27 protein-coding genes, 1 tRNA gene and 1 pseudogene are annotated in these 24,069 nt (G+C 72.7%); 17 read left to right on the plus strand and 12 right to left on the minus strand.

Annotation, left to right across the window (positions count from 1 at the left end; translation table 11 throughout):
* Positions 1-50 precede the first annotated feature (50 nt).
* Both G7070_RS04585 and G7070_RS04590 read right to left on the minus strand, forming a co-directional pair.
* Positions 51-824 (minus strand): DUF3027 domain-containing protein, encoded by a 774-nt coding sequence (locus tag G7070_RS04585; RefSeq protein WP_246227327.1) that lies wholly within the window; start codon positions 822-824, stop codon positions 51-53.
* Positions 825-826: 2 nt separating this feature from the next.
* Positions 827-1,213 carry a cold-shock protein gene (locus G7070_RS04590; RefSeq protein ID WP_166232320.1) on the minus strand — a complete coding sequence of 129 codons (387 nt, stop codon included), beginning with the start codon at positions 1,211-1,213 and terminating at the stop codon, positions 827-829.
* 117 nt (positions 1,214-1,330) lie between these two features.
* Here G7070_RS04590 and G7070_RS04595 point away from each other — a divergent pair, with 117 nt between their 5' ends.
* From G7070_RS04595 to G7070_RS04605, 3 genes are read left to right on the plus strand one after another with little or no spacing between them, the layout of a single operon-like run.
* Positions 1,331-2,260, plus strand: coding sequence for a hypothetical protein (locus tag G7070_RS04595; protein ID WP_166232322.1), 930 nt, complete (start codon positions 1,331-1,333; stop codon positions 2,258-2,260).
* The gene (locus tag G7070_RS04600; RefSeq protein WP_166232324.1) at positions 2,257-2,814 is read left to right on the plus strand and encodes an NUDIX hydrolase; all 558 of its coding nucleotides are present in this window, start codon (positions 2,257-2,259) and stop codon (positions 2,812-2,814) included. The genes G7070_RS04595 and G7070_RS04600 overlap by 4 nt, the downstream gene beginning before the upstream one ends.
* Before the next feature lie 34 nt (positions 2,815-2,848).
* Positions 2,849-3,781 carry a cation diffusion facilitator family transporter gene (locus G7070_RS04605; protein ID WP_166232326.1) on the plus strand — a complete coding sequence of 311 codons (933 nt, stop codon included), beginning with the start codon at positions 2,849-2,851 and terminating at the stop codon, positions 3,779-3,781.
* 24 nt (positions 3,782-3,805) lie between these two features.
* Here the strand turns inward: G7070_RS04605 and G7070_RS04610 are convergent, their stop codons facing one another.
* Positions 3,806-4,516 carry a copper homeostasis protein CutC gene (locus G7070_RS04610; protein WP_166232328.1) on the minus strand — a complete coding sequence of 237 codons (711 nt, stop codon included), beginning with the start codon at positions 4,514-4,516 and terminating at the stop codon, positions 3,806-3,808.
* 151 nt (positions 4,517-4,667) lie between these two features.
* Positions 4,668-6,296: a chaperonin GroEL gene (gene groL, locus G7070_RS04615; protein WP_166232330.1), complete on the minus strand. Its 1,629-nt coding sequence runs from the start codon at positions 6,294-6,296 to the stop codon at positions 4,668-4,670.
* Between the two features lie 211 nt (positions 6,297-6,507).
* Here groL and G7070_RS04620 point away from each other — a divergent pair, with 211 nt between their 5' ends.
* The gene (locus G7070_RS04620) at positions 6,508-6,936 is read left to right on the plus strand and encodes a hypothetical protein (RefSeq protein ID WP_166232332.1); all 429 of its coding nucleotides are present in this window, start codon (positions 6,508-6,510) and stop codon (positions 6,934-6,936) included.
* A gap of 75 nt (positions 6,937-7,011) precedes the next feature.
* Here the strand turns inward: G7070_RS04620 and G7070_RS04625 are convergent, their stop codons facing one another.
* Positions 7,012-7,296 carry a DUF3263 domain-containing protein gene (locus G7070_RS04625; RefSeq protein WP_166232334.1) on the minus strand — a complete coding sequence of 95 codons (285 nt, stop codon included), beginning with the start codon at positions 7,294-7,296 and terminating at the stop codon, positions 7,012-7,014.
* A gap of 129 nt (positions 7,297-7,425) precedes the next feature.
* Between G7070_RS04625 and G7070_RS04630 the strand changes: the two genes are divergently transcribed.
* Positions 7,426-8,136 (plus strand): type I phosphomannose isomerase catalytic subunit, encoded by a 711-nt coding sequence (locus tag G7070_RS04630; protein ID WP_166232335.1) that lies wholly within the window; start codon positions 7,426-7,428, stop codon positions 8,134-8,136.
* The gene (locus tag G7070_RS04635) at positions 8,121-8,612 is read left to right on the plus strand and encodes a hypothetical protein (protein ID WP_166232337.1); all 492 of its coding nucleotides are present in this window, start codon (positions 8,121-8,123) and stop codon (positions 8,610-8,612) included. Before G7070_RS04630 ends, G7070_RS04635 begins: the two co-directional genes overlap by 16 nt.
* 115 nt (positions 8,613-8,727) lie before the next feature.
* Here G7070_RS04635 and G7070_RS04640 read toward each other — a convergent pair whose 3' ends face one another.
* Positions 8,728-9,162: a VOC family protein gene (locus G7070_RS04640; protein WP_166232339.1), complete on the minus strand. Its 435-nt coding sequence runs from the start codon at positions 9,160-9,162 to the stop codon at positions 8,728-8,730.
* Between the two features lie 95 nt (positions 9,163-9,257).
* Here G7070_RS04640 and G7070_RS04645 point away from each other — a divergent pair, with 95 nt between their 5' ends.
* The gene (locus tag G7070_RS04645) at positions 9,258-10,205 is read left to right on the plus strand and encodes a DUF808 domain-containing protein (RefSeq protein ID WP_166232341.1); all 948 of its coding nucleotides are present in this window, start codon (positions 9,258-9,260) and stop codon (positions 10,203-10,205) included.
* A gap of 197 nt (positions 10,206-10,402) precedes the next feature.
* On the opposite strand, the gene G7070_RS04650 is transcribed toward G7070_RS04645, so the two are convergent.
* The gene (locus tag G7070_RS04650) at positions 10,403-10,747 is read right to left on the minus strand and encodes a DMT family transporter (protein ID WP_166232343.1); all 345 of its coding nucleotides are present in this window, start codon (positions 10,745-10,747) and stop codon (positions 10,403-10,405) included.
* 1 nt (position 10,748) lies between these two features.
* Positions 10,749-11,054: a DMT family transporter gene (locus tag G7070_RS04655; RefSeq protein ID WP_166234976.1), complete on the minus strand. Its 306-nt coding sequence runs from the start codon at positions 11,052-11,054 to the stop codon at positions 10,749-10,751.
* A 103-nt stretch (positions 11,055-11,157) separates the two neighbouring features.
* Between G7070_RS04655 and G7070_RS04660 the strand changes: the two genes are divergently transcribed.
* Together G7070_RS04660 and G7070_RS04665 are read left to right on the plus strand one after the other, a co-directional pair.
* Positions 11,158-11,230: transfer RNA gene (locus tag G7070_RS04660), tRNA-Thr, on the plus strand.
* 1 nt (position 11,231) lies between these two features.
* Complete coding sequence (locus tag G7070_RS04665) at positions 11,232-11,897, plus strand: class I SAM-dependent methyltransferase (RefSeq protein ID WP_166232345.1); 666 nt, start codon at positions 11,232-11,234, stop codon at positions 11,895-11,897.
* On the opposite strand, the gene G7070_RS04670 is transcribed toward G7070_RS04665, so the two are convergent.
* The gene (locus tag G7070_RS04670) at positions 11,898-12,548 is read right to left on the minus strand and encodes a GNAT family N-acetyltransferase (protein ID WP_166232347.1); all 651 of its coding nucleotides are present in this window, start codon (positions 12,546-12,548) and stop codon (positions 11,898-11,900) included.
* Between the two features lie 21 nt (positions 12,549-12,569).
* Entirely contained in the window at positions 12,570-13,331 is a 762-nt protein-coding gene (locus G7070_RS04675; RefSeq protein WP_166232349.1) for a DedA family protein, read from the minus strand.
* Positions 13,332-13,517: 186 nt separating this feature from the next.
* On the opposite strand from G7070_RS04675, the gene G7070_RS04680 reads away from it, so the two are divergent.
* The 6 genes and pseudogenes from G7070_RS04680 to rlmB all read left to right on the plus strand — a co-directional run bounded on the left by G7070_RS04680 (position 13,518) and on the right by rlmB (position 20,034).
* Positions 13,518-14,615 (plus strand): ABC transporter ATP-binding protein, encoded by a 1,098-nt coding sequence (locus G7070_RS04680; RefSeq protein ID WP_166232351.1) that lies wholly within the window; start codon positions 13,518-13,520, stop codon positions 14,613-14,615.
* 122 nt (positions 14,616-14,737) lie between these two features.
* Entirely contained in the window at positions 14,738-16,126 is a 1,389-nt protein-coding gene (locus G7070_RS04685) for a DUF4032 domain-containing protein (protein ID WP_431977919.1), read from the plus strand.
* Positions 16,127-16,355: 229 nt separating this feature from the next.
* The gene (locus tag G7070_RS04690; protein WP_166232355.1) at positions 16,356-16,979 is read left to right on the plus strand and encodes a hypothetical protein; all 624 of its coding nucleotides are present in this window, start codon (positions 16,356-16,358) and stop codon (positions 16,977-16,979) included.
* Between the two features lie 17 nt (positions 16,980-16,996).
* Positions 16,997-17,566, plus strand: a complete 570-nt coding sequence (locus G7070_RS04695; RefSeq protein ID WP_166232357.1) for a DUF4303 domain-containing protein — start codon at positions 16,997-16,999, stop codon at positions 17,564-17,566.
* A 50-nt stretch (positions 17,567-17,616) separates the two neighbouring features.
* Positions 17,617-19,028, plus strand: a pseudogene (gene cysS / locus G7070_RS04700) (cysteine--tRNA ligase).
* 1 nt (position 19,029) lies between these two features.
* Positions 19,030-20,034 carry a 23S rRNA (guanosine(2251)-2'-O)-methyltransferase RlmB gene (rlmB, locus tag G7070_RS04705; RefSeq protein ID WP_166232359.1) on the plus strand — a complete coding sequence of 335 codons (1,005 nt, stop codon included), beginning with the start codon at positions 19,030-19,032 and terminating at the stop codon, positions 20,032-20,034.
* Here rlmB and G7070_RS04710 read toward each other — a convergent pair.
* On the minus strand, positions 20,025-20,519 hold the full coding sequence (locus G7070_RS04710; RefSeq protein WP_166232361.1) for a MarR family winged helix-turn-helix transcriptional regulator: 495 nt from the start codon (positions 20,517-20,519) through the stop codon (positions 20,025-20,027). The two genes, rlmB and G7070_RS04710, sit on opposite strands and share 10 nt — an antisense overlap.
* Positions 20,520-20,599: 80 nt before the next feature.
* Here G7070_RS04710 and G7070_RS04715 point away from each other — a divergent pair, with 80 nt between their 5' ends.
* Positions 20,600-20,965 carry a DoxX family protein gene (locus G7070_RS04715; protein WP_166232363.1) on the plus strand — a complete coding sequence of 122 codons (366 nt, stop codon included), beginning with the start codon at positions 20,600-20,602 and terminating at the stop codon, positions 20,963-20,965.
* Positions 20,966-20,984: 19 nt separating this feature from the next.
* On the opposite strand, the gene G7070_RS04720 is transcribed toward G7070_RS04715, so the two are convergent.
* A complete protein-coding gene (locus G7070_RS04720; protein WP_166232365.1) occupies positions 20,985-22,151 on the minus strand; it encodes a S49 family peptidase in 1,167 nt (388 codons plus the stop codon).
* Between the two features lie 447 nt (positions 22,152-22,598).
* On the opposite strand from G7070_RS04720, the gene G7070_RS04725 reads away from it, so the two are divergent.
* Positions 22,599-24,041, plus strand: coding sequence for a glycine hydroxymethyltransferase (locus G7070_RS04725; RefSeq protein ID WP_431977920.1), 1,443 nt, complete (start codon positions 22,599-22,601; stop codon positions 24,039-24,041).
* Positions 24,042-24,069 lie beyond the last annotated feature (28 nt).

Consider the following 24,069-nt stretch of genomic DNA (forward strand, 5'->3'; position numbering starts at 1 on the left):
AGCGGTCGCGCGGCGGGCCCGAGGTTGTGCCTCGGCGCCGCGGCCGCGCCTCAGTCGAACAGCAGGTCGTCCACCGAGATGGTGTCCCAGACCGGACGCGGCAGGTCGACGCCGCGCTGCGGCTCGGCGACGTCCGAATGGGCGCCGCAGCCGTGGTCGACCGCGACCACGCGGCCGTCGCTGGGCGAGTACTCGTTGGCGCACGCGCCGAAGCCGCGGCCCAGCGACCCGGACAGCCGGACGAAGTAGGCGCAGCTCTGGCAGACGCCGGGCGCCTGCTTGGTCATCGCGTTGTGGGGGCCGCCCTCGCCGGCGGACCAGCGCTCGGCGGCCTCGTCGCGGCCGTACGGGCTCATGACGCGCTCGCGGCCCAGCCCCAGCTCGGCCACGACCGCGCGGATCGCCTGCCACTCGGCCGGATCGGCGTCGCGGGCGGTGTCGCCGCCGGTGAATCCGGCCTCCAGGCGCGGGTCGTTGTCGGGGGTCGGCATGAGGACGCCGGGCGTGACGTCGCCGGCCTCGATGCGCTCCTCCCACGGCACCCACGCGGGCGCCAGCAGCGAGCCGTCGCCGGGCAGCATGACGACCTCGGACACCGTCACGACCTTCGCGCGGGCGGCGCGGGCGACGGTGACCGCCCAGCGCCAGCCCGGGTAGCCGGGGTGATCGACCTCGAAGTAGTGCGTCGCGACGCGGGAGTCCTCCGCGCGGACGCCGAGGTGCTCCCCCACGCCCGCGACGTCGGCGCGCGCCTCGGCGGCCGCACGGGCCAGCTCGATCGCGTCGCCGCAGGCCAGGTCAAGCTCGGGTGCCTTCACCGCCACTGTCACAACTCCAATTCATCGGCGACGGCGCGCAACAGCTGCGCCGTCTTCGCGGCCTGCTTCGGATCGGGGTGCCGGTTGCGGCGGTAGCCGTTGCCCATCACGTCGAGGGACTTGATGAGGTCCTCGACGATCAGCGCCATCGCCTCGGTGGAACGACGCGACGCCTTGGACAGCGACACGGGCGAATCCAGTAGCCGCACCGAGATCGCCTGCTCGCCACGGCGCCCGTCGATCAGGCCGAACTCCACCCGCTGGCCCTTCTTCAGCGTCTCGACGCCGTCGGGCAGCGCGGAGGCATGGACGTAGACCTCATCGCGGCCGTCGTCCTTGGCGATGAAGCCGAAACCCTTGTCAGCGTCGAAGAACCGCACGCGCCCCGAAGGCATGGCACACACTCCTGCATGGTCACTGGATAGACCTGTCCAGCCTACCGGACGCGCCAACCTCCCCGCGGGCGCGGGCGGGCCCCGCGGTAGGGTGACAGCGTTGCGAAGGAGGTGGCCGTGGCCGACTGGACCGATGGGCCCGAGTACGCGCCCCACGACCGGCCGCAGGCGTTCGTGGCCCCCTCGGCCGCGCCGCTCAGCGAGCCGGACGCCGCCGCGCCCGCCCCTGAACCTCCCGCCGGACCGGCGCCGGCGTCCTACGCGGGCCCCGAGCACGCCCCCGACCTGGCGGGGCTCATCCCGCCGCCCCCGGCGCGGCGCGACCCCCGCGAGGCGTTCGACGTGGCCGGCACGCCCCTGACCAGCTGGTCCGGCGGCCCGAAGGAGGCCGACGACCACCTGCACGAGCGGCGCCCCACCGACCCGTTCCCGAGCAGCGCCCCGCTCGTCGCCAGCGTCGCCCCGCCCGCGTCGGCGTGGCCGCCGCCCAGCCGCCTGGAGGACTGGCCGCCGCCGCAGTCGCCCCCGGCAGCGGTCCCGCCGCCGGGGTTCCCCGCCCCGGCCCAGGGGCCCTACGCCCCGATGCCGCCCACCCCGTACCCCCAGCAGGGATTCCCGGGCGCCCAGCAGCCCGGCTACCCCCTGCCGGGCCAGCAGGCGCCCTGGCAGGCGCAGCGGCAGCCGTTCTCGTCGGTGACGATGGGCGACATCGGGCGGGCGGCCACCCCCGGCGTACTGATCTGCCTGGTCGTCGGCCTGCTCGTTCAGCCGCTCGCCGCCCCGCTGCTCCTGGTGGCCTGGGCGCTGGCGACCCGGATCCGCTACCGCCGCCGGCTGATCGTGCGCACGTTCGGGATCGCCTCGGCCGGGGTCCTGGTCGTCGCGCTGCTCGACATGCTCGCCACGACGGGCGACTTCGACCTGTTCACGCTGCCCGAGTACGCCAACGTCTGGGCGACCTTCGCGCACCTGGGGCTGCTGATCGCCGTGCCGCTGATCGTCGGCCAGGCGCTGCGCCGCGGCGAACCCCCCGAGGACCTGCCGTGACCGAGCCGTTCCGCACGCGCGACTTCCGCCCGGTGCCGCCGCGCGAGCGTCCCCGCAAGACGCGGCGCGGCGTCCGCGTGGTCGTGACCGACGGGGCCAGCGCGCTGATGTTCGCCGACACCGACCCCGGCGTCCCCGGCTCGCGCTGGTGGGTGACCCCCGGCGGCGGGATGGACCCCGGCGAGACCGAACTCGACACGGCCGTGCGCGAACTCCAGGAGGAGACCGGGCTGCGCGCGGACGCGTCCGACCTCATCGGCCCCGTGATGCGTCGCGTCGCCGCCCACGGCTACTCCGACCAGATCTGCGAGCAGAGCGAGGCCTTCTTCGTGCTCGTGACGCCCCGCTTCGAGCTCGACACCTCGGGCCACACCCCCGAGGAGCGGATCACCTTGGCCGGCCACGCCTGGCTGCCGCTCGACGCCCTGGACGACGTGCCCGAGCCGGTCTGGCCGTCGGAACTCGCGCGCCTCGTCGCGACGGCGTCCCGCCCCGACCGCTGGCCGGGCGACGTCGGATGGGTCGAGGAGTCGACCGTCCCCATCGCGGAGTAGGCTGGTGGGCGTTTTTGCGCCCGGAAGGACCTCCATGGAATCGGCTGTTCCGCCCGCCCCCGTCTCGACGCGCTTCCTGATGAAGTTCATCATGGTGTCGATCGTCGCCGCCGTCGTGACGGTGGCGATCAAGGGCACCGCCGCGTACATCACCGGCTCGGTGGGCCTGCTGTCGGACGCGCTCGAGTCGACCGTCAACCTCGTCGCCGCGTTCGTGGCGCTGTGGGCGCTGGCGGTGTCGGGCAGGCCGGCCGATCACAACCACGACTTCGGACACGGCAAGGCCGAGTACATGTCCAGCCTGGTCGAGGGCGCGCTGATCTTCGTGGCCGCGGCGGCGATCATCATCACCTCGATCCGCCGCTTCATCGTGCCCGAACCGGTCGAGGAGCTCGGGTGGGGCCTGGCGCTGTCGGTGCTGGCGACGCTGGTGAACCTCGGGGTCGGACTGGTGCTGATCCGGCAGGGGCGCAAGCACCGCTCGATCACGCTCGAGGCAGACGGCAAGCACCTCATGACCGACGTCTGGACGACCGTCGGGGTGATCGCGGGCATCATCCTGCTCGCCGTGACCGGCTGGCACTGGATCGACCCGCTCATCGCGCTGCTGGTCGGCCTCAACATCCTGCTGACCGGCTGGAAGCTGATCCGCCGTTCGGTCGTGGGCCTGCTGGACGCCGCCCTCCCCGAGGACGAGGTCGCGGCCGTCCGGGAGGCCATCGAGGGCGTCATCGGCGACGACCGGGTCACGATCACCGAACTGCTGACCCGCGAATCGGGACGCCAGCGCTTCGTGCAGGCGACGGTCGTGGTCCCCGGGCACTGGACGGTCTCGCGCAGCCACGACCTCGCCGACGCCGTCGAGGAGGCCGTGCACCGGGCGCTGCCCGAGACGCGCACCGTGGTCCACATCGAGCCCGGCCCCTCGGAGCACCCCGACGAGCCCCGGGCGGACGCCGCCGGCTGAGCCGCACGCGACCGAGCGCCCCCGTCAGGCGCTCGCCCGGGCGCCGCGCGCCTCGGCGTCCAGCAGCAACCGCCAGGACCGGACGAGCGACTCGTCGACGTAGGCCTTGCGGGAGCCCCCCGGGCGCACCTGATCCTCCACGTGGTACTGCCGGACGCCGCGGCGTCCGAGCCACGGCACCTGGTCGGGGTGCAGGTCGCCGTCGGCGACGACGAGCCGGGCCAGCGCCGGGTCCCCGGCGAGCCGGGCGAGCAGGTCGTCGAGCCCGTGCTCGAGATCGCGCGCCGAGCCCGCGGTGCGGACGCCGTCCAGCCCGGGCAGCCCCCGGACCGCGCGCCAGGCGTCGTCGGTGTCGAGGGCGGCGTCGAAGGCCCGGGAGAAGGTCCAGGGGCAGGCGAAGCCGTCCAGCAGCGCCGACACCACGCCGACGTCGACCTCCCCGACCCCGTTGAGGAAGCCCAGCACCAGCCCGTCGGCGCCGGCGTCCAGGTAGGACGACACCAGCCCGCGCAGCCGCACGATCTCCCCGCCGTCGGTGGAGTAGCCGGGGCGCAGCCGGACGACCGGCCGCAGGTGCAGGCTGGAGCGCGACCGCACCTCGGCGACGAGCCGTGGCTCGGGCGACAGCGCCCCGTCGTCCAGGGCGCCCACCACCTCCAGCCGGTCGGCCCCGCCCGCTTCGGCGGGGGCGGCGTCCTGCGGCGTCAGGACGCGGACCTCCAGCGTCGCGCTCATGGCCTCATCATGGCCGAGGACGCCGCGGGAACGGCCACGCCACGCGGCGGAGCGCCCGGCGGCCGGGCCGCGCACGCGCCCGCATCCCCCGGGACGCGAACGGGGCGCCCCACCGAAGTGGGACGCCCCGCAGCGTCGGGTCGGGCGCGGATCAGAAGTCCATGCCGCCCATGCCGCCGTCGCCGCCCGGCATGGCCGGAGCCTTCTCGGGCTTGTCGGCGATGACCGCCTCGGTGGTGAGGAACAGGCCCGCGATGGACGCCGCGTTCTGCAGCGCCGAGCGCGTCACCTTGGTCGGATCCGGGATGCCGGCCTTGAGCATGTCGACGTACTCGCCGGTCGCCGCGTTGAGGCCCTCGCCCACGGGCAGGCCCGCGACCTTCTCGGCCACGACGCCGCCCTCGTAGCCCGCGTTCTCCGCGATCTGCTTCAGCGGGGCCGAGGCCGCGGTGAAGACGATCTGGGCGCCCACGAGCTCGTCGTCGGACATCTTCTTCAGCTTGCCCTTGGCCGCGTTGGCGGCCTGGATCAGCGCGACGCCGCCACCGGGGACGACGCCCTCCTCGACGGCCGCCTTCGCGTTGCGCACGGCGTCCTCGATGCGGTGCTTGCGCTCCTTGAGCTCGACCTCGGTGGCCGCGCCGACCTTGATGACGGCCACGCCGCCGGCCAGCTTGGCGAGGCGCTCCTGCAGCTTCTCGCGGTCGTAGTCGGAGTCGGAGTTCTCGATCTCGCGGCGGATCTGGGTCACGCGGCCCTTGATCTGCTCGGAGTCGCCGGCGCCGTCCACGATCGTCGTCTCGTCCTTGGTGACGAGCACCGAACGCGCCCGGCCCAGCATCTCGAGGGTGACCTGGTCGAGCTTGAGGCCGACCTCCTCGGAGATGACCTGGCCGCCGGTCAGGACGGCGATGTCGTTCAGCATGGCCTTGCGGCGGTCGCCGAAGCCCGGGGCCTTCACGGCGACGGACTTGAAGGTGCCGCGGATCTTGTTGACGATGAGGCCGGCCAGGGCCTCGCCGTCGACGTCCTCGGCGATGACCAGCAGCGGCTTGCCGCTCTGCATGACCTTCTCCAGCACGGGCAGCAGGTCCTTGAGGTTGCTGATCTTGCTGTTCACGATGAGCACGTAGGCATCGTCCAGCGACGCCTCCATGCGCTCGGGGTCGGTCACGAAGTAGGGGGAGATGTAGCCCTTGTCGAAGCGCATGCCCTCGGTGAGCTCGAGCTCCAGGCCGAAGGTGTTGCTCTCCTCGACGGTGATGACGCCTTCCTTGCCGACCTTGTCCATCGCCTCGGCGATGATGTCGCCCACGGTGGTGTCGGCGGCGGAGATGGACGCGGTGGCCGCGATCTGCGCCTTGGTGTCGACCGGGGTGGAGTTCTTGGCCAGTTCGTCGGCGATGACCTTGACGGCCTTGTCGATGCCGCGCTTGAGCTCGATGGGGTTCGCGCCGGCGGTCACGTTGCGGAGGCCCTCGCGGACCATCGCCTGCGCGATGACCGTCGCGGTGGTGGTGCCGTCGCCCGCGACGTCGTCGGTCTTCTTGGCGACCTCCTTGACCAGCTCGGCGCCGATCTTCTCGAACGGGTCGTCGAGCTCGATCTCCTTGGCGATGGACACGCCATCGTTGGTGATGGTGGGCGCACCCCACTTCTTCTCCAGCACGACGTTGCGGCCCTTGGGGCCCAGCGTCACCTTGACGGCGTCGGCGAGGACGTTCATCCCCCGCTCGAGGCCGCGGCGCGCGTCAACGTTGAATTCAATCAGCTTTGCCACAGCGGCAACCCTTTCGGATGTCAGCTTGATCGTCCGGACGGTGCCCGCGACGGACGGCCTGATCGGCAGGCCTCACCGGACCGAACGCGTGGCACTCTCGACCCGAGAGTGCTAACAACATGTTTAGCACTCGACACCCTCGACTGCAAACGAAATCCGGGATCCCGGCGGGCCGGTTGACGGCCCGCGGCGCGACGGCGACGCTGGCGTCGTGATCACCTGGGATCGGCTGCGGGCCGGCGCGAACGTGCTCAACCTCAGCACGGCGCTCGGGTTGGCGGCGGCGCTGGCCGGTCGCGCCCGGCTGCGCCGCGGCCCGCACGGCCTGATCCTGGCCGAGGGCTACCGGTTCGGCTTCCCCGTCGCCGGCGCGTTCACCGTGGGCGACGTGATCCTGACGCGCGGGGACTTCGTCCGGCTCGGGGCCGCGCAGCCCGACCTCCTCGAGCACGAGCGCCGCCACGCGATGCAGTACGCCGTGCTCGGGCCCTGGTTCCTGCCGGCCTACCTCGCGGCCGTCGCCTGGTCGTGGTGGCGGGCCGGCGACCCGGCCACGCGCAACGTCTTCGAACGCCACGCCGGGCTCGTCTCGGGTGGCTACGCTCCCCCGCCGCAGCCCGACCCCGAGCCGTGGGCCTGAGCGGCACCCCAGGACGGGCCCCGGCCCCAGGACGCACGGACGCCCCCGGCGCGGGCCGGGGGCGTGCGGGACGGTTCAGATGACGGAGTGGACCCCGAGGTGGCGCGCCGAGCGCTGCTCCTGCCGGCGCTGCCGCTGCCGCCGCAGCCGCTTGACGAGCATCGGCGCGTGCGCGAGCGCCTCGGGGCGGTCGATCAGCGCGTTGAGCTGCTGGTAGTAGCGGGGGGACGAGAGGCCGAAGCGCTCCAGGATGGCGGCTTCCTTGTTGTCGGTGGCCGCCCACCACGAGGCCTCGAAGTCGAGCAGGTCGGCCTCGGTCTCGGTGAGGCCGGACGGGCTCAGAGCGTAGGCATCGGACATGCGGGCGAGTTTACGCCCGAATCACAGCCGTGTCATTCGTGTCACCCTGCAGCGGGGTTTGCCCCCCGTTGAGCGGCCGGGTCTAATGGAGTGGAACACGACTGCCCAGACTGCATGGAGGCGCTGGCGATGGACCTTCTCCAAGGGACGATGATCCACTACCCGTGGGGAACGTTCGAGGCCATCCATGATCTGCTGGGCACCCAACCCGACGGCCGGCCGCTGGCCGAGTTCTGGCTGGGCGCGCACCCGCTGGCCCCCTCCGCGCTGGCGGGCACCACGCTGGACACCGCCATCGCCGAGCGTCCCACCCTGCTGGGCGAGCGCAGCGTGGCGGCGTTCGGGCCGCAGCTGCCCTTCCTGATGAAGATCCTCTCGGCGCGGCACGCGCTGTCGTTGCAGGCGCACCCGAACCGGGAGCAGGCCCAGGCGGGCTTCGCCGCCGAGGAGGCCGCCGGCATCCCGCGGGAGTCGCCGCAGCGCACCTACAAGGACACCTGGCCCAAGCCGGAACTCCTGGTGGCCCTCGACGAGTTCCGGACGCTGGCGGGCTTCCGCGAGCCGACGTTGACCGCCGAACTGTTCGGGGGGCTCGAGGCCGGGCCCGACGTGGACCGGCTGATCGCGCCCCTGCGCTCCCGCGGCGGAGAGGCCGCCCTGCAGGAGGTGTTCCTGCAGGTGCTCTCGCTCGGCGCGGAGCACCGCGGCGTCGTCGACGCCGTGCTGGCCGCCGCCGTGTCGCACCGCGGCGAGGACGGCGAACTCGGACGCTTCTCCCGCACGGCCCTCGAACTCGACGACGTGTTCCCCGGCGACCCGGGATCATGGCGGCGCTGCTGATGAACCCGGTCACGCTCCAGCCCGGCGAGGCGCTCTACGTGCCGGCCGGACGCATGCACGCGCACCTGCACGGCACCGGCATCGAAGTGATGGCGAGCAGCGACAACGTACTGCGCGGCGGCCTGACCTCCAAGCACATCGCGGTGGACGAGCTCGTGACGGTGGTCGACTTCGCCTGGGGCACCCCGACGCTCCGGCGGGCGACCGAGACCGCGCCGGGCGTGTGGACCTACGACACGCCCGCGACCGAGTTCCAGGTCACCCGCCTCGAGGTCGCCCCGGGCGCCGAGGTCGCGCTGCCCGAGTGCCACGAGGCCCGCATCCTGCTCGTGACCCGCGGCGACGTGACCCTGGCCTCCGGCGCCGGCGTCCTCGAGTTGGGCCAGGGCGACTCGGCCTTCCTCACCGCGCAGGACGCGGCCGTGACCGCGACCGGCGACGGCCAGGCGTTCCTGGCCTCCCCCGGGATCGCCTGAGCGGGCCGTCGCGACCGGCGACCGGCAGGCGTCCTGACCTCTCCGGGACCGCCCGAGCCCGGTCGAAGCGAGCCCGTCGCGGCTCATCCGCGACGGGGAAGCGGACCCGTGAAGGTCAGCCGCGGCCGTCGCCCAGCAGCGTCCGGCCGTCGTCGGTGATGGTCCAGTACGGGTTGTACGCGATCTCCCACGGGTGGTCGTCCGGGTCGGTGAAGACGCCGGAGTACCCGCCCCAGTAGGTGCGGTCCGGCGTCCGGACGATCCGGGCACCCGCGCGCTCGGCCTCGTCGATCAGCTCGTCCACGTCGGCGGGCGAGGTGACGTTCACCGCCAACGTCACGCCGCCCCAGCCGCCCCGGTCGAGATCGTCGGTCCCGGAGTCGATCGCCAGCGCGGACCGCTCCCACAGCGCGAACACCGTGCCGCCCGCCTGGAAGAACGCGAGCCCCTCCGGCGAGGGCGACTGGGTCCACCCGAGCCTGCGGTAGAAGTCCCGCGAGCGCTCGACGTCGGCCACGCCCAACGTCACCATCGAGATACGCATGTCCATGCCTCCATCCTCGCCCACGGGCGCGGGGCCCGGAGCCGGGCACGCCGGTTTTGTAAGCTCTCCTCGTTCCGCGCCTACCGAAGGGTCGACAACCGATGAGTGGTGGCCTCGCCGCATTGCTGGATGACATCGCCGCCATGGCGAAACTGGCCGCCGCGTCCGTGGACGACGTCGCGGCCGCGGCCGGACGCGCGTCCGCGAAGGCGGCCGGCGTCGTGATCGACGACACCGCCGTCACCCCGCGCTACGTGACCGGGTTCAGCCCGACCCGCGAACTGCCGATGATCAAGAACATCGCCGTCGGCTCGCTGCGCAACAAGCTCATCATCATCCTCCCGGCGATCCTGCTGCTCAGCCAGTTCCTGCCGTGGCTGCTCACGCCGCTGCTGATGGTCGGCGGGCTCTACCTCAGCTACGAGGGCGCGGAGAAGCTGTGGGAGAAGGTGTCGGGCCACGACAAGCACGCCGCCGCCCAGCCGGTCACGACCCAGGGGGCGGACCAGGAGAAGGTGATGACGTCGGGCGCGATCCGCACCGACTTCATCCTCTCGGCCGAGATCATGGTGATCGCCCTCAACGAGGTCGCCGGCGAGCCGCTGCTGTCCCGCGCCATCATCCTCATCGTCGTCGGCATCGGCATCACGCTCGGCGTCTACGGCGTCGTGGCGCTCATCGTGAAGATGGACGACATCGGCCTCGCGCTCGCCGAGGGCGGGCAGGGCTTCCGCGCCCGCTTCGGCCAGAGCCTGGTCAAGGCGATGCCGACGGTGCTCGCGGTGCTGTCCAACGTCGGCATGATCGCGATGCTGTGGGTCGGCGGCCACATCCTGCTGGTGGGGGTCGACACCCTCGGCTGGCACGCCCCCTACGCGTTCGTCCACCACCTCGAGGAGCTCGTCGCGCACGCCACGGGCCCGCTCGGGGGCTTCCTGGCGTGGCTCACGAACACCTTCTTCTCGTTCCTCATCGGCCTGGCCGTGGGCGCGCTCGTCGTGGTGGTCATGCACCTCATCCCCCGCCGCAAGGAGGCCGCGGCTCACTGACCGCGCCCGCCGGGGTCGTCCGCTCGGACTCCCTCGTCGCGTCGCCCGCTCGCGGGCAGGAGCCGCGAGCCAGGTGCCGCGGCCAGAAATCGGGAATCGCGCAGTCGACGGGTCGCGCGGCGGCGTTCCCCCTTGTCGGCCGAGGCGCCCAGGAGGTCGAGTGCGCGATTCTTGATTTTCTCGCTGCCCGCCGGCGGTCAGTCGGTGGCGAGTTCGGGCTCGTCGCCGTCGGAGGTCTTCTTCAGCCCGACGACGCAGCCGATGATCCCCACGAGGAACAGCGCCTTCAGCGGCGTGAGCGCCTCGGCGCCGGACAGCGCCGCGTACAGCACGGTGACCACCGCGCCGATTCCGGTCCAGACCGCGTAGGCGGTGCCCGTCGGGATGAACCGCATGGCCCAGCCCAGGCCGACGACGCTCAGCACGGTCGCGATCAGGAACACCACCGACGGCACGAGCTGGGTGAAGCCCTGCGACTGCGACAGCGCGGTCGCCCACACCGCCTCGAGCAGGCCGCTCACCACCAGGACGATCCACGCCATGTCAGCCCACCACCTTCAGGCCGACCACGCACGTGACGATCCCGATCAGCAACAGCAGACGCTTCAGGGTGGCGGGCTCGGTGCCGCGCACCATCGCCCAGACCACGGTCAGGGTGGCGCCGGTGGCCGTCCAGACGGCGTACGCCGTCCCGACCGGGATCGTGATCATCGCGAGCGAGAGCCCGTACAGGCTCGCGATGGACGCCACGACGAACACCAGCGTCGGCTTCAGCTTGCGCAGCCCGTCGGAGTTGCCCAGGGCGGTGGCCCACACCGCCTCCAGGACCCCCGAGGCCAACAGAATCATCCAGTCCACGTCGCGCCACGCTACCCGAGCCGCCCCGACGGGCCGCCGCCGGGGGCGCACGCGTGCCCGGTACGGCACAATGGGGGCGGCCCTGAGGGGCGTTGCCTCCGTAGCTCAGTTGGTAGAGCACCCGCCTTGTAAGCGGACGGTCGCGGGTTCGAATCCTGTCGGAGGCTCATGGATCCTTCCAAGCTCGGCCCGATCGCGCCGATCGGTGCCCGTCTCGCCGCGGCCGCCGCCCGCGCCCCGCGCAGCAAGTGGGCCGACGCGACCGAGGCCAACCCGAACCACTCGGCCTGGTACGTCCAGCGGTTCCGCGACCTGGCCGCGTCGGGCGCGGACCTCGTCGGCGAGGCCCGCCTGATCGACGCCATGGCCCCGCGCGGCGCGACCGTGCTCGATGCGGGCTGCGGGCCGGGCCGGCACGCGGGCTACCTGCACGAACGCGGCCACACCGTCGTCGGGGTGGATCTGGACCCGGTGCTGATCGAGGCCGCCGAGGAGGACTTCCCCGGCCCCCGCTACCTCGTCGGCGACCTGGCGACCTTCACACTGCCCCCCGACGTCCCGCAGGAGTACGACCTGGTGTTCAGCGCCGGGAACGTGATGGGCTTCCTGCACCCCGACACCCGCCGTCCGGCGCTGGTCTCGATCGCGTCCTGGCTCGCCCCGCAGGGGCGCGCCGTGATCGGCTTCGGCGCGGGCCGCGGCTACGCCTTCGACGACTTCTTCGCCGACGCCGCGGCGTCCGGGATGTCCGTGGACGACGCCTTCAGCACCTGGGACCTGCGCCCGTACGGCCCGGACGCGACCTTCCTGGTCGCCGTCCTGTCCCGGGCCTGATCAGGCGCCCAGCAGCGCCCGCAGCGCGGGGGTCAGCCCCGTGACCGCGACGGGCTCGGGCCCCCGCACGAACGTGTCGGGCGTGACCACCATGCACACCTCGGTGATCGCCCGGGCGCCCTCGGCGCGCAGCGACGTGCCCTGTTCGGCGTAGCCGACCTTCGCCGAGACGCGGCGCGAGCGCGCGTTGTCGAGCGTGGCGCGCGACTCGGCCCGGACGGCGCCGAGGTGGTCGAAGGCCAGGGTCAGCACCGCTCGCCGCATCAGGGTGCCCAGGCCGCGCCCTCGGGCGTCCGGATGCAGAAACGAGCCCGAGGTGACCAGTCGCAGCACCGCGAAGTCGCCGGCCGCCAGGTCCTGCACGCCGATCAGCCGACCGGCCTCGAAGACGCCGAGGGTGAAGCGCCACGCGTCCGGGCCGAAGTCGACACGCTGGCGCCAGATCCAGCGCAGCGACGGCAACGCCCCCTCGCGCTGGGACTCGCGCCACCAGCCGAACACGTGGTCGGCGTCCCGCTCGGCACCCGGGAACAGGTCGTCGGTGACCAGCGCCGCGTAGGCGTCCAGGTCGTCGTCACGCAGCGGGCGCAGTTCCAGCGGGCCGGACGCGATGCGCAGCCCGAACGGCGGGAAGACGGTCTCCAGAGCCATCCCCCCATGCTAGGGACGACCTCAGCCCTGGGGGGCCTCCTGCTTGCGGGCGCGGTAGAAGTACACCGCCAGCATGCCGACGATGATCGCGATGGAGACGTACCACAGGTACTTGCCGTAGGTGTCGACCGCGGCGACCGCCGGCTCCCCGATCCAGTAACCGAGCGCCATGTAGCCGGCGCTCGTGCCCAGCGCGCTGAGGAAGCCGACCGTGAGGAACTTGCGCAGGCTGGTGCCGGCCGCACCCAGGGCGGCGTAGACCACGGCCGCGGGGATCGGGATCGGCAGGAACGTCACGACGATCGCCAGCGTCTCGTAGCGGCGCGCCCAGCTCCAGGCCCGCTCGTAGCGGCGCTGGGTGCGCGGCGACTTGCCGTCGACCCAGATGTCGAGGATCGAGCGCCCCCACAGCTTCCCGGCCCACCAGTAGATCCAGTCGAACTTCATGCTCATCAGCGAGCCGAACAGCAACACCAGCGGCCACCACTGGTCCCCGACCGCGGCGAGCGCGCCGACCAGGACGAGACCGGTGCGGTAGCCGAGCGAGCCCAGGATGTGCGGCGCGAGGCCGAGCATGATCGGACGCAGCGGCAACATGACCAGCCCGTAGACCGCGGCGACGCTCAGCGCGGTGAGGCACGCGAAGTCGGCACGCCCGGGCTTGTGCTTCCACGGCAACCCTTCGGCCTGCCACCACTCCTGCTCCGCATCCGCGGAGGAAGCGCTCGGCGAGTCATCCGCATTCGCGGATCGGGCGGCGTCCCGCTCGGGCTGTTCGGTCACCCGTCGAAGGATACCCGGGCGGCGACGGCACCCCGGGAAAGCGTTTGATTGCGAGTCGGTCACGGCGGACGCAACAAGTCGCACACGCCCTTCGAGGCGTGCTTAGATGACCAATAACCGTGATGCTGCGGTTGTTCCACAACGGATCGTCGGGCACGTACCTGCCCGTGGAAAGGAAGTGCGGCTATGGCTGCTGTCAGCTTCAAGGACGCCACGCGCGTCTACCCGGGGTCTGACCACCCCGCCGTCGACAAGCTCAACCTCGAGATCGGCGACGGCGAATTCATGGTCCTCGTCGGCCCGTCGGGCTGTGGCAAGTCGACGTCCCTGCGCATGCTCGCAGGCCTCGAAGAGGTCAACGCCGGTTCGATCAACATCGGCGACCGCGACGTCACGGACCTGCCCCCGAAGGATCGCGACATCGCGATGGTCTTCCAGAACTACGCCCTCTACCCCCACATGACCGTGGCCGACAACATGGGCTTCGCCCTGAAGATGCAGAACGTGGCCAAGGACGAGCGCGAGAAGCGCGTCCTGGAGGCCGCCAAGCTGCTCGGCCTGGAGGACTTCCTGTCCCGCAAGCCGAAGGCCCTGTCCGGTGGCCAGCGCCAGCGCGTCGCCATGGGCCGCGCCATCGTCCGTCAGCCGCAGGTGTTCCTCATGGACGAGCCGCTGTCGAACCTGGACGCCAAGCTCCGCGTGTCCACCCGCACCCAGATCGCCGCGCTGCAGACCCGCCTCGGCGTCACCACCGTCTACGTGACCCACGACCAGGTCGAGGCCATGACGATGGGTGACCGCGTCGCGGTCATGAAGGACGGCGTCCTGCAGCAGGTCGACTCCCCGCTGGCCCTGTACGACAAGCCGCGCAACCTGTTCGTCGCCGGCTTCATCGGCTCGCCGGCCATGAACCTGCTCTCGGGCAAGGTCGTCGACGGCGGCGTCCAGATCGGCGACTACGTCGTTCCGGTGTCCCGCGAGATCCTGGCCAAGGCGGCCGGCGAGGACGAGATCACCCTCGGCATCCGCCCGGAGAACTTCGTCCCGGCCCCCGGCAACGACGGCATCGCGATCGACATCGCGGTCGTCGAGGAACTCGGCGCCGACTCCTACCTCTACGGCACCCGCGCCGGGCTGTCGGACGAGGAGAAGCTCAACGCTCCGCAGCTCGTGGCCCGCCTGCAGTCGCGTCACCCGATGACGGCGAACCAGACGGTCCGCCTGCAGCCGGTGACCGAGGCCCTGCACGTGTTCTCGAACAAGACCGGCGATCGCATCTCCTGATCACCCGTCACCGGCGGCCCCGCCCGCGCTTCGGCGCGGCGGGGCCGTTCCGCGTCCGGACGGTGGGACGCCGCGGCGCCGTCACCGCGTCCGACACGGGCGGATGCCGTCCAGGTGGTTGAATGGGGACCGTGCCTCGCTTCCTTGCGGCCCAGCCCGACGCCCGCCTGATCCCCCTGCCGTGGCACCTCCCGCTCGCCGACTGGCCCACCGACGTCCTGGTCGCCCTCCCCCGCGGCATCTCGCGGCACGTCGTCCGCTTCATCCAGGTCGGCTCGGAGGTCTTCGCCGCCAAGGAGCTCCTGGAAGGCTCGGCGATGCACGAGTACCGGATGCTCACCGACCTCAGCCGGCTCCGCGCGCCCGCCGTGGAGCCGTCCGGCGTCGTGTCGGGGCGCGTCGACCTGCAGGGCAACCCGCTGGACTCGATCCTTCTGACCCGGCACCTGCAGTTCTCCCTGCCCTACCGGTCGCTGTTCTCCACCGGGGTGCGCCGCGACACGGTGTCGCGGCTGATCGACGCCATGGTCGTCCTGCTCGCCCGGCTGCACCTGCTGGGCTTCCTGTGGGGCGACGTGTCGCTGTCCAACATCCTGTTCCGCCGGGACGCGGGCGAGTTCGCCGCCTACCTCGTCGACGCCGAGACCGGCGAACTGCACGAACACCTGTCGGACGGGCAGCGGCTGCACGACCTGGAGATCGCCGTGGTGAACCTGTTCGGCGAGTTCTGCGACCTGAAGGAGGGCCGGATGCTCGACGAGCAGCTCGACCCGCTGGCGCTGGTCAAGCAGATCGAGACCCGCTACCACGACCTGTGGCAGGAGCTCACCGGCGTGGAGGAGTTCGCCGGGAGCGAGCTGTCCCGCATCGAGTCGCGCGTCCGCCGCCTCAACAACCTCGGCTTCGACGTGGCCGAACTCGACATCCAGACCTCCGCCACGGGCGAGACCATCCGGATCCAGCCCAAGGTGGTGGACGCAGGCCACCACAGCCGCCGCCTGCTGCGTCTGACGGGGCTCGACACCGAGGAGAACCAGGCGCGCCGCCTGCTGAACGACCTGGACGCATACCGCGCCAAGAACAACCTCAGCCACGTCGAGGAGTCGGTCGCGGCCCACCAGTGGCTCATGCACGCGTTCGAGCCGGTCGTCACCGCCATCCCGCCGGACCTGGCCGGCAAGCGCGAGCCCGCGCAGATCTACCACGAGGTGCTCGACTACCGCTGGTACCAGTCGCAGCGCGAGCGCCGCGAGGTGCCGCTCACCGAGGCCGTGCTGGGCTACATCACCGACGTGCTGAGCGCCCTGCCCGACGAGGTGATCTCGTCGGAGATGCTCGCCCCGGTCGGAGAGTCCCGGCAGCTGGTCAACCCGCTCGACCCGTCCCAGGGGTTCGTCGACGACCAGGACCTCCCCGAGGACCCGTGGGAGCGGGAGGCCTTCGCGCCGGGCACCGAGGTGCTGCCCGACCACCTCGACATCGACGCCCTGCGCCGCCGCGCCAAGGGCTGAGGGGCACGCGCATGGCGACCGCGTGGAACCTGATGTTCGGCGTCCCGGACGGCGTGGCGCAGCTGCCGGTCCGGACCGCACCGCTGCAGCACCGCTCCCCGCGCGACGCCCGGCCCGTGCCGGACGGTCCGCCGTCGGGCTGGACCGGGACCGACGGGCCCGGCATCGCCTGGATGCACTGGCCCCGGCACCCGGTCACGGGCCTGCCGCTGTGCCACATCCTCACCCTGTGGCTGCCGCGGGAGTACCGCCGCGCCGGCGAGGAGTTCCCCGGCATCGCGTTCTTCTCCGCCGGCGGGAGAGCCTGCTTGGCGCCGACTACCCCGCCCAGCTCGGCGCGGCGTTCGCCGCCGACCTCGCGGCCGCGGAGCCGCACCCCCGCTGGTTGCGCCGGGTCGACGAACTCGGCTGCGAGCACGGCTTCCTGTGGCTCACCGAGTCCGAACTGGCCGCCGGCCCGACGCCGCCCGCGGCCGACCCCCGCGCGGCATCCGATCGCCGCACGGAAATGGAGAGTCGCGGCGAGGGCTTCCTCAGCGCCTGGGACTCCCCGTGGGGCCGCGACGACATCTGGCTGGTCGAGCGCGACGACCCGAACGCGGGCCTGGCGCCGCAGGACCGCTGGGCGAACCCCTCGAACGGCTACGCCGAGCCGTTCGGCGACGGCGCCGCGGACTGGGCGGCACCGCTGCGGGGCTTCTCGCACCTGGGCGGCACCACCTTCCACGCCCAGGACCTCCCCGACGGGCTGACGCCCTGGTTCCTGGAACTGGAGGAGTTCGGCCCGCTCAACTTCGGCGGCGGCTGCCTGCAGCTGGATCTGGAGTCCGACACGTTCGACTGGGCCTGCTGACACCCCGAGGAGACCCCATGCTGCCCGACGACCCCACCGCGCCCGGCGTCCTGTCCGCCGCCCTGACCCCGGCGCTGGCCACCGCGCTCGAGCGCCAGGTGACGGGCGTCCCGGACGCCGAGGTGGTGGGGCTGGGCGTGTTCACCGACGCCGACGCCACCTCGATCGTCGCGGTCGCGAACACCCGTGCCCACCTGGACGCCATGGTCGCGGCCAAGCCCCGCTACGCCGCCGACCAGGTGTGGGACATGGGCGCCTGGTGGACGCCCGCGCGCGACACCCCGCCGCGGGAGCCCGACCCGCTGCGCGGGTTCGAGGCCGCCTTCGGCCAGGTGCACGACCGGCTGCAGGGCGACGCCGCCGTCGGCGCGCCGGTGATGGCGTCGCGCCGGTTCATCTGGGACGCGATCCTCACCGCGCTGGTCGACCTGCGCGCACGCGGCTTCTTCGCCCGCTGGCCGAACGCCGTGATCGAGATGGACGCCTACGACGCCGAGATCGACTTCGAGGAGATCGCCGACTGGGGCGATCGGCTGAACCCGCCCGAGGTCGCCCGGGGCTTCCGGGCGTTCCTCGGCATCGCCTGACGCCCCGGGGCGGCGCGGCGCGCGCGGCCCCACGTCGATAGGATGGGCGGGTGAGCCTGCGCCTGTACGACACCGCGAGCCGCGCCAAGCGCGACTTCACCCCCCTGGTCGAGGGGGAGGTCTCCATCTACTCCTGCGGCCCCACCGTCCAGAAGGCCCCCCACCTGGGGCACGTGCGCAAGGAGGTCAACTTCGACGTCCTGCGCCGGTGGCTGGAACACTCCGGCTACGCCGTCACCCTGATCTCCAACGTCACCGACATCGACGACAAGATCCTCCAGCTCGCCGCCGAGTCGGGCGAGCCCTGGTACGCCTTGGCGTACCGCGTCGAGGGCATCTTCCACGACGCCTACCGCGCGCTCGGCATCCAGCCCCCCACCTACGAGCCGCGCGCCACCGGCCACATCCCGGAGATGATCGAGCTGATCGCCGAGCTGATCGCGGCCGGCCACGCCTACCCCGCGCCGGACGGCTCGGGCGACGTCTACTTCGACGTGGCGAGCTGGCCGACCTACGGCGCCCTGTCCGGGCAGAAGGCCGACGAGGTGGTCGCGGGCGAGGACGCCGACGAGCGCGGCAAGCGCGACCCCCGCGACTTCGCCCTGTGGAAGGGCACCAAGCCGGGCGAGCCCGCCACGGCGTCCTGGAACTCCCCCTGGGGACCCGGGCGCCCCGGCTGGCACATCGAGTGCTCGGCGATGGCCGGCAAGTACCTCGGCCCCGCCTTCGACATCCACGGGGCGGCCTGGACCTGCGCTTCCCACACCACGAGAACGAGCTCGCGCAGTCGCGCGCCGCCGGGCGGCCATTCGCCAACGTCTGGATGCACAACGCGTGGGTGACCCAGGCCGGCGAGAAGATGAGCAAGTCGCTGGGCAACACCGCCGACGTGCTGGAGGCCGTGGCCCGCCACGGCGGCCGGGCCGTCCGGCTCTACCTCGCCGGCCCGCACTACCGCTCCGCGATCGAGCTCTCGGACGAGTCGCTGGACGAGGCCGCCACCCAGCTGCAGCGCATCGACACCTTCCTGGAGCGGGCGCGCAAGGCCGCCGGCGCGGGCGGCGCCGCCGGCGAGGTGCCGGGCGACTTCGCGGCCGCCATGGACGACGACCTCGGGACGCCGCAGGCGCTGGCGGTCCTGTTCAACACCGTGCGCGAGGGCAACCAGGCCCTCGACCGCGGCGACGGCGACGCCGTGGGCTCGGCCCTGGCCGCCGTCGTGGCGATGCTGGGCGTGCTCGGCCTGGATCCGGACGCCCCGGAGTGGAGCGACGCGGGCGGCGCCGACGACCTGGAACCGGTCGTGGACGCCCTCGTGCAGGAGATGCTCGCGCAGCGGGCCCAGGCCCGCGCCGAGAAGGACTGGGCGCGCGCGGATGCGATCCGCGACGCGCTGGCCGCGGCCGGGCTCAAGGTCGAAGACACCAAGGACGGGGCTCGCTGGAGCCTCGAGAGGGGCTGAGATGGCCGGGAACAGTCAGCGCAAGGGGGCCGTCCGCAAGCGCGGCAAGGGCCTGGGCAACGCCGGGAACACCGCCGGCTCGGGCGGACGCGTCAAGCGCGGCCTCGAGGGGCGGGGTCCCACGCCCAAGGCGGAGGACCGCCCGTACCACAAGGCGTATCGCAAGCGCCGGCCCGAGGAGTCGCCGATCTCGGCCGAGCGGCCCCGCGGCCGCCGCACCCCGCCGGGCGAGCAGCGGGTCCGCACCGCCGACCGCAAGGCGCCCGGCGCGGAGTGGGTCATCGGCCGCAACGCGGTGCTGGAGGCCCTGCAGGCCGACCTGCCGGTGCGGCGCGCCTACCTGATGGAGGGTGCGGAGCGGGACTCCCGGATCGGCGACATCCTGCGGATCGCCGCCGAGAAGAGCATCACGCTGCTGCAGGCGTCCCGCACCGAGCTGGACCGGATGACCTCCGGCGCGGTGCACCAGGGCGTGGCGGTGCAGCTTCCCGAGTTCGAGTACGCGCACCCCTCCGACGTGCTGGCCGACGCGCTCGACAGCCACGCGCCGCTCGTGGTGGCCTGTGACTCCATCACCGATCCCCGGAACCTGGGCGCGATCATCCGCTCGGCGGCCGCGTTCGGCGCCGTCGGCATCGTGCTGCCCGAGCGCCGCTCCGCGCACATGACCGCCGCGTCGTGGAAGACGTCGGCGGGCGCGGCGGCGCGCGTCCCGATCGCGCTGGCGACCAACCTCAACCGCGTCATCAAGGAGTACGCCGACGCGGGCTTCGTGGTGGTCGGCCTGGCCGGCGAGGGCGACACCCCCGTCGACGAGATCCCCGGCGTCGAGGGCCCGGTGCTGCTGGTGATCGGCTCCGAGGGCGACGGCCTGTCCCGGCTGGTCCGGGAGAACTGCGACGTGCTGGCGTCGATCCCGATCAGCTCGTCCGTGGAGAGCCTCAACGCCTCGGTGGCGGCCTCGATCGCGCTCTACGCCATCGAGCAGGCGCGCGCTCAGGCCTGAGCCTCGCCGCCCTGGCAGCCCCGCGCGACGCCGGGGCGCAGCGCGGACGCGATCGCGCGGCTGATCTCGTTCAGCCGCGCCACCTGCTCGGCGTCGAGGGCGTCGAACACCAGCCGCCGCACGTTCTCGACGTGCCCGGGCGCGGCCGCGACGACGGCGTCCCAGCCCGTCGGGGTGAGCGCGGCCAGCGTCGCCCGCCCGTCCTCGGGGTCGGGCTCGCGGCGCAGCAGCCCGCGGCCCTCGAGGCGCGCGGCGACCCGCGACAGGTGGGACGCGTTGAGGTGCGACAACTCGGCGATCGCCCCCATCCGGGCGCTGCGCCCCGGTGCCATCGAGAGCCACGAGAGCACCTGGTATTCCGCGTGACGCAGATCGCTGTCGCGCACGAGCTGGGCGTCCAGCGCCTGGGGCAGCCACGTCACCACCATCGACAGACCGATCCAGGCCTGCCGCTCCTCCTCGCTCAGCCAGCGCGTCTCATCCATGACGGCAGCTTATTTGACGCGGAAACAAACCGCACCCGATACTGGGTTTAGTTTCCGCAGCAAATAACCAGGAGTCCCCCATGATCGTCGCCCTCTGGATCCTCAACGCCCTGCTCGCCCTCGCCTTCCTCGGCGCGGGCCTCATGAAGCTGGCCACGCCCAAGGCGACGCTGCGGGAGAAGGGCATGGCCTGGACCGACGAGTACTCCGCCACGATGGTCAAGGTGATCGGGGGCGCGGAGGCGCTCGGCGCGCTCGGCCTGATCCTGCCCCTGGCCACCGGGATCGCGCCGATCCTCGCGCCCATCGCGGCCCTGTGCCTCGCCCTCACGATGGCCGGCGCCGTCGCGACCCACGTGCGCCGCAAGGAGCCCGTGGCGCCCGGGCTCGTCCTGGGGCTGGCCTCGCTGGCCTCCGCCGCGCTGGGCTTCGCGGTCGTCCTCTAGCCGGAGCCCGGGAGCGCCGTCAGCCGCAGACGGCCTCGATGCTGCCGTGGTAGGCCAGCGGCGTCCGTGCCTGGGTGCACAGCGTGCTCGTGGCGCGGGCCGGCTGGCCGTCGATCGGCAGCGCCGCCGGCGCGACGCCCCACGGCCGGTCGGCGGCACCCAGCAGCTGCGCCCACATCGTCGGCGCGGCCGCCTCCACCACGCGGGTGTTGGCCGGGTCGAGCCCCGCGTCGGACGCGAACCGCCGCATCGCCTCGTCCCGACCCAGCTCCGCGTCGATCAGGCCGACCTCCTTGGCCTTGCGGGGCGCGAAGATCGCGGCGCCGAGCTGATCCACGATCACCGCGCGGTCGATGCTGCGCTTCGCCGCGACATGGTCGACGAAGTCGCCGTAGAACTCGTCCACGATCGCCTGCAGCTCCGCGCGCTCGGCCGGGGTCATGTCGCGGAACGGGTTGCCCGAGTCCTTGCCCGTGCCCGCGGTGATGTACTCGCTCTCGATCCGCTCGGCCTGCACCGCGCCGAGGATGCTGCCGGTGGCGGTCACGTTGCGGTACCGCTCCAGCGGGCCCATGATCACGCCGATGCTGCCCACGACCGAGCCGTGCTCGACGACGATCTCGTCGGCGCCCGCCATCGCGTACATGCCCGCCGAGGCCGACATGTCCTCGACGTAGGCGTACACCTTCTTGCCGGTGCGCTCGCGGTAGCGGTCGACCGCGTCGGCGATCGCTCGCGCCCCCGCGATCGAGCCGCCCGGGGTGTTCATCGTCAGGACGACGCCGCCCGCCGACTCGGCGGTCATCCCGTCCAGGACGTCGGCGACCTCGTAGCCGTAGGTGCCGGCGGTCAGCCCGAGCCCGTCGGCGCCGCTGGTCATCATGGCGCCGCGGATGGGGATGGACCGCAGGGTGTCGCGCGCCGTGCTCGGGCCCCAGACGGTCGCCAGGGGCTCCACCCCGGTCTGGTTCGCCCCCGTCACCGACGACGCGGCGGCGCCGAGCCCCATGAGGGCGATGCCGCCCAGGATCGACGCGACCAGCGAGCCGGCGATCAGCGCGAGCCCCGCGCCCAGCCCGGCGCCCGCGCCGAGCCCGAATCCCCGCCGGAACGGCGTCTCGGGCCGCAGCGCGCGGGGAGGCGGTCCAGCGGGTCCGGGGGGCGGTGCCAGGGGCGCCTGGGGCATGGGCCGAGGCCCGGGCGCACTGGCCGGCCACGGCTGGTTCACGGGTGCGGGCCGCCCTGCGGGCCCCTGCTGGGGCGGCCAACCCGGGCCCTGCTGCGGTCCTCCGGGGCCCTGGGGCGGCGGCCCTCCCGGGCCCTGGTGGGGCGGCGGCCCTGCCGGGCCCGGCTGCTGCGCCGGCGTGCCGGGCGCGTCCGCGCCGGATCCGGTGACGTGGGGGTCGGGGCGGTCGTTCGGGGTGTCGGTCAACTCTCGGCCTCTCGTGCGGTCGGACGCCTCCAACCTAGCCACCGGCCGGGACGGCGGCGTCCCCCGCGACGGATCAGTGCCCACAGTCACCCCGGGGGACGACACCGGCCGCCCGCGGCGTCCATCGGGGGTCGGATGGAGGCCCCCGCGCCGCCGCGTTGGTAGATTGGCGCCACCGTCGACCTTCCACAGGAGATGTTCGTGTCCGACCACGCCGCCACCGCGTCCAGCGCCTACAGCCAAGCCCTGTCGATCATCAGCAGCGTGGAGCCGCGCATCAGCGACGCCATCCGCTCCGAGCTCGACGATCAGCGCAACTCCCTCAAGCTCATCGCCTCCGAGAACTACGCCTCGCTGGCCACGCTGCTCACCATGGGCAACTGGCTGTCGGACAAGTACGCCGAGGGCACCATCGGCCACCGCTTCTACGCGGGCTGCCAGAACGTCGACACCGTGGAGGCGGTGGCCGCCGAGCACGCCCGCGAGCTGTTCGGCGCCCAGTACGCCTACGTGCAGCCGCACTCGGGCATCGACGCGAACCTCGTCGCCTACTGGGCGATCCTCAACAAGCGCGTCGAGTCCCCCACGCTGGCCCGCCTGGGCGCCAAGAACGTCAACGAGCTGTCCGAGGCCGACTGGGAGGAGCTGCGCCACGAGTTCAACGCCCAGCGCGTCATGGGCATGAGCCTGGACGCCGGCGGGCACCTCACCCACGGCTTCCGCCACAACATCTCCGGCAAGATGTTCGAGCAGCGGGCCTACGGCACCGACCCCGAGACCGGCCTGATCGACTATGACGCCCTCCGCGAGGCCGCCCGGGAGTTCAAGCCGCTGATCCTCGTGGCCGGCTACTCGGCCTACCCGCGCCGCGTGAACTTCGCGAAGATGCGCGAGATCGCCGACGAGGTCGGCGCGACCCTGTTCGTCGACATGGCGCACTTCGCGGGCCTGGTCGCCGGCAAGGTGTTCACCGGCGAGGAGAACCCGGTCGGCTACGCCGACGTCGTCGCCTCGACCACCCACAAGAGCCTGCGCGGTCCCCGCGGCGGCTTCCTGCTCTCGACGCCCGAGTACGCCGAGTTCATCGACAAGGGCTGCCCCATGGTGCTGGGCGGCCCGCTGAGCCACGTCATGGCCGCCAAGGCCGTCGCGTTCGCCGAAGCCCGCACCGACGACTTCCAGACCTACGCCCGGGCCGTCGCCGACAACGCCCAGACCCTCGCCGAGGGCCTGGCCAAGCGCGGCGTGACCCTGGTCACCGGCGGCACGGACAACCACCTCGTCCTGCTCGACGTGACCACCTCGTTCGGCCTCACCGGCCGGCAGGCCGAGTCGGCGCTGCTGGACGCCGGCGTGGTGACCAACCGCAACTCGATCCCGCGCGACCCCAACGGCGCCTGGTACACCTCCGGCATCCGCATCGGGACGCCGGCGCTCACCTCGCGCGGCTTCGGCGCCGACGAGTTCGACCGCGTCGCCGGCCTGATCGCCGACGTCCTGGCGAACACCGAGCCCGTCACGGCGTCCACCGGCAAGCCGGGCAAGGCCAAGTACACGCTGGCCGACGGCGTCGCCGACCGCACGAAGGCCGCGGCCGCCGAGATGCTGGCCGCCAACCCGCTGTACCCCGGCCTGGAGCTCTGAGCCCCCGGCACGGCGAACGGCCCCGATC

Source organism: Propioniciclava coleopterorum (assembly GCF_011393335.1).
Classification (GTDB): Bacteria; Actinomycetota; Actinomycetes; order Propionibacteriales; family Propionibacteriaceae; genus Propioniciclava; species Propioniciclava coleopterorum.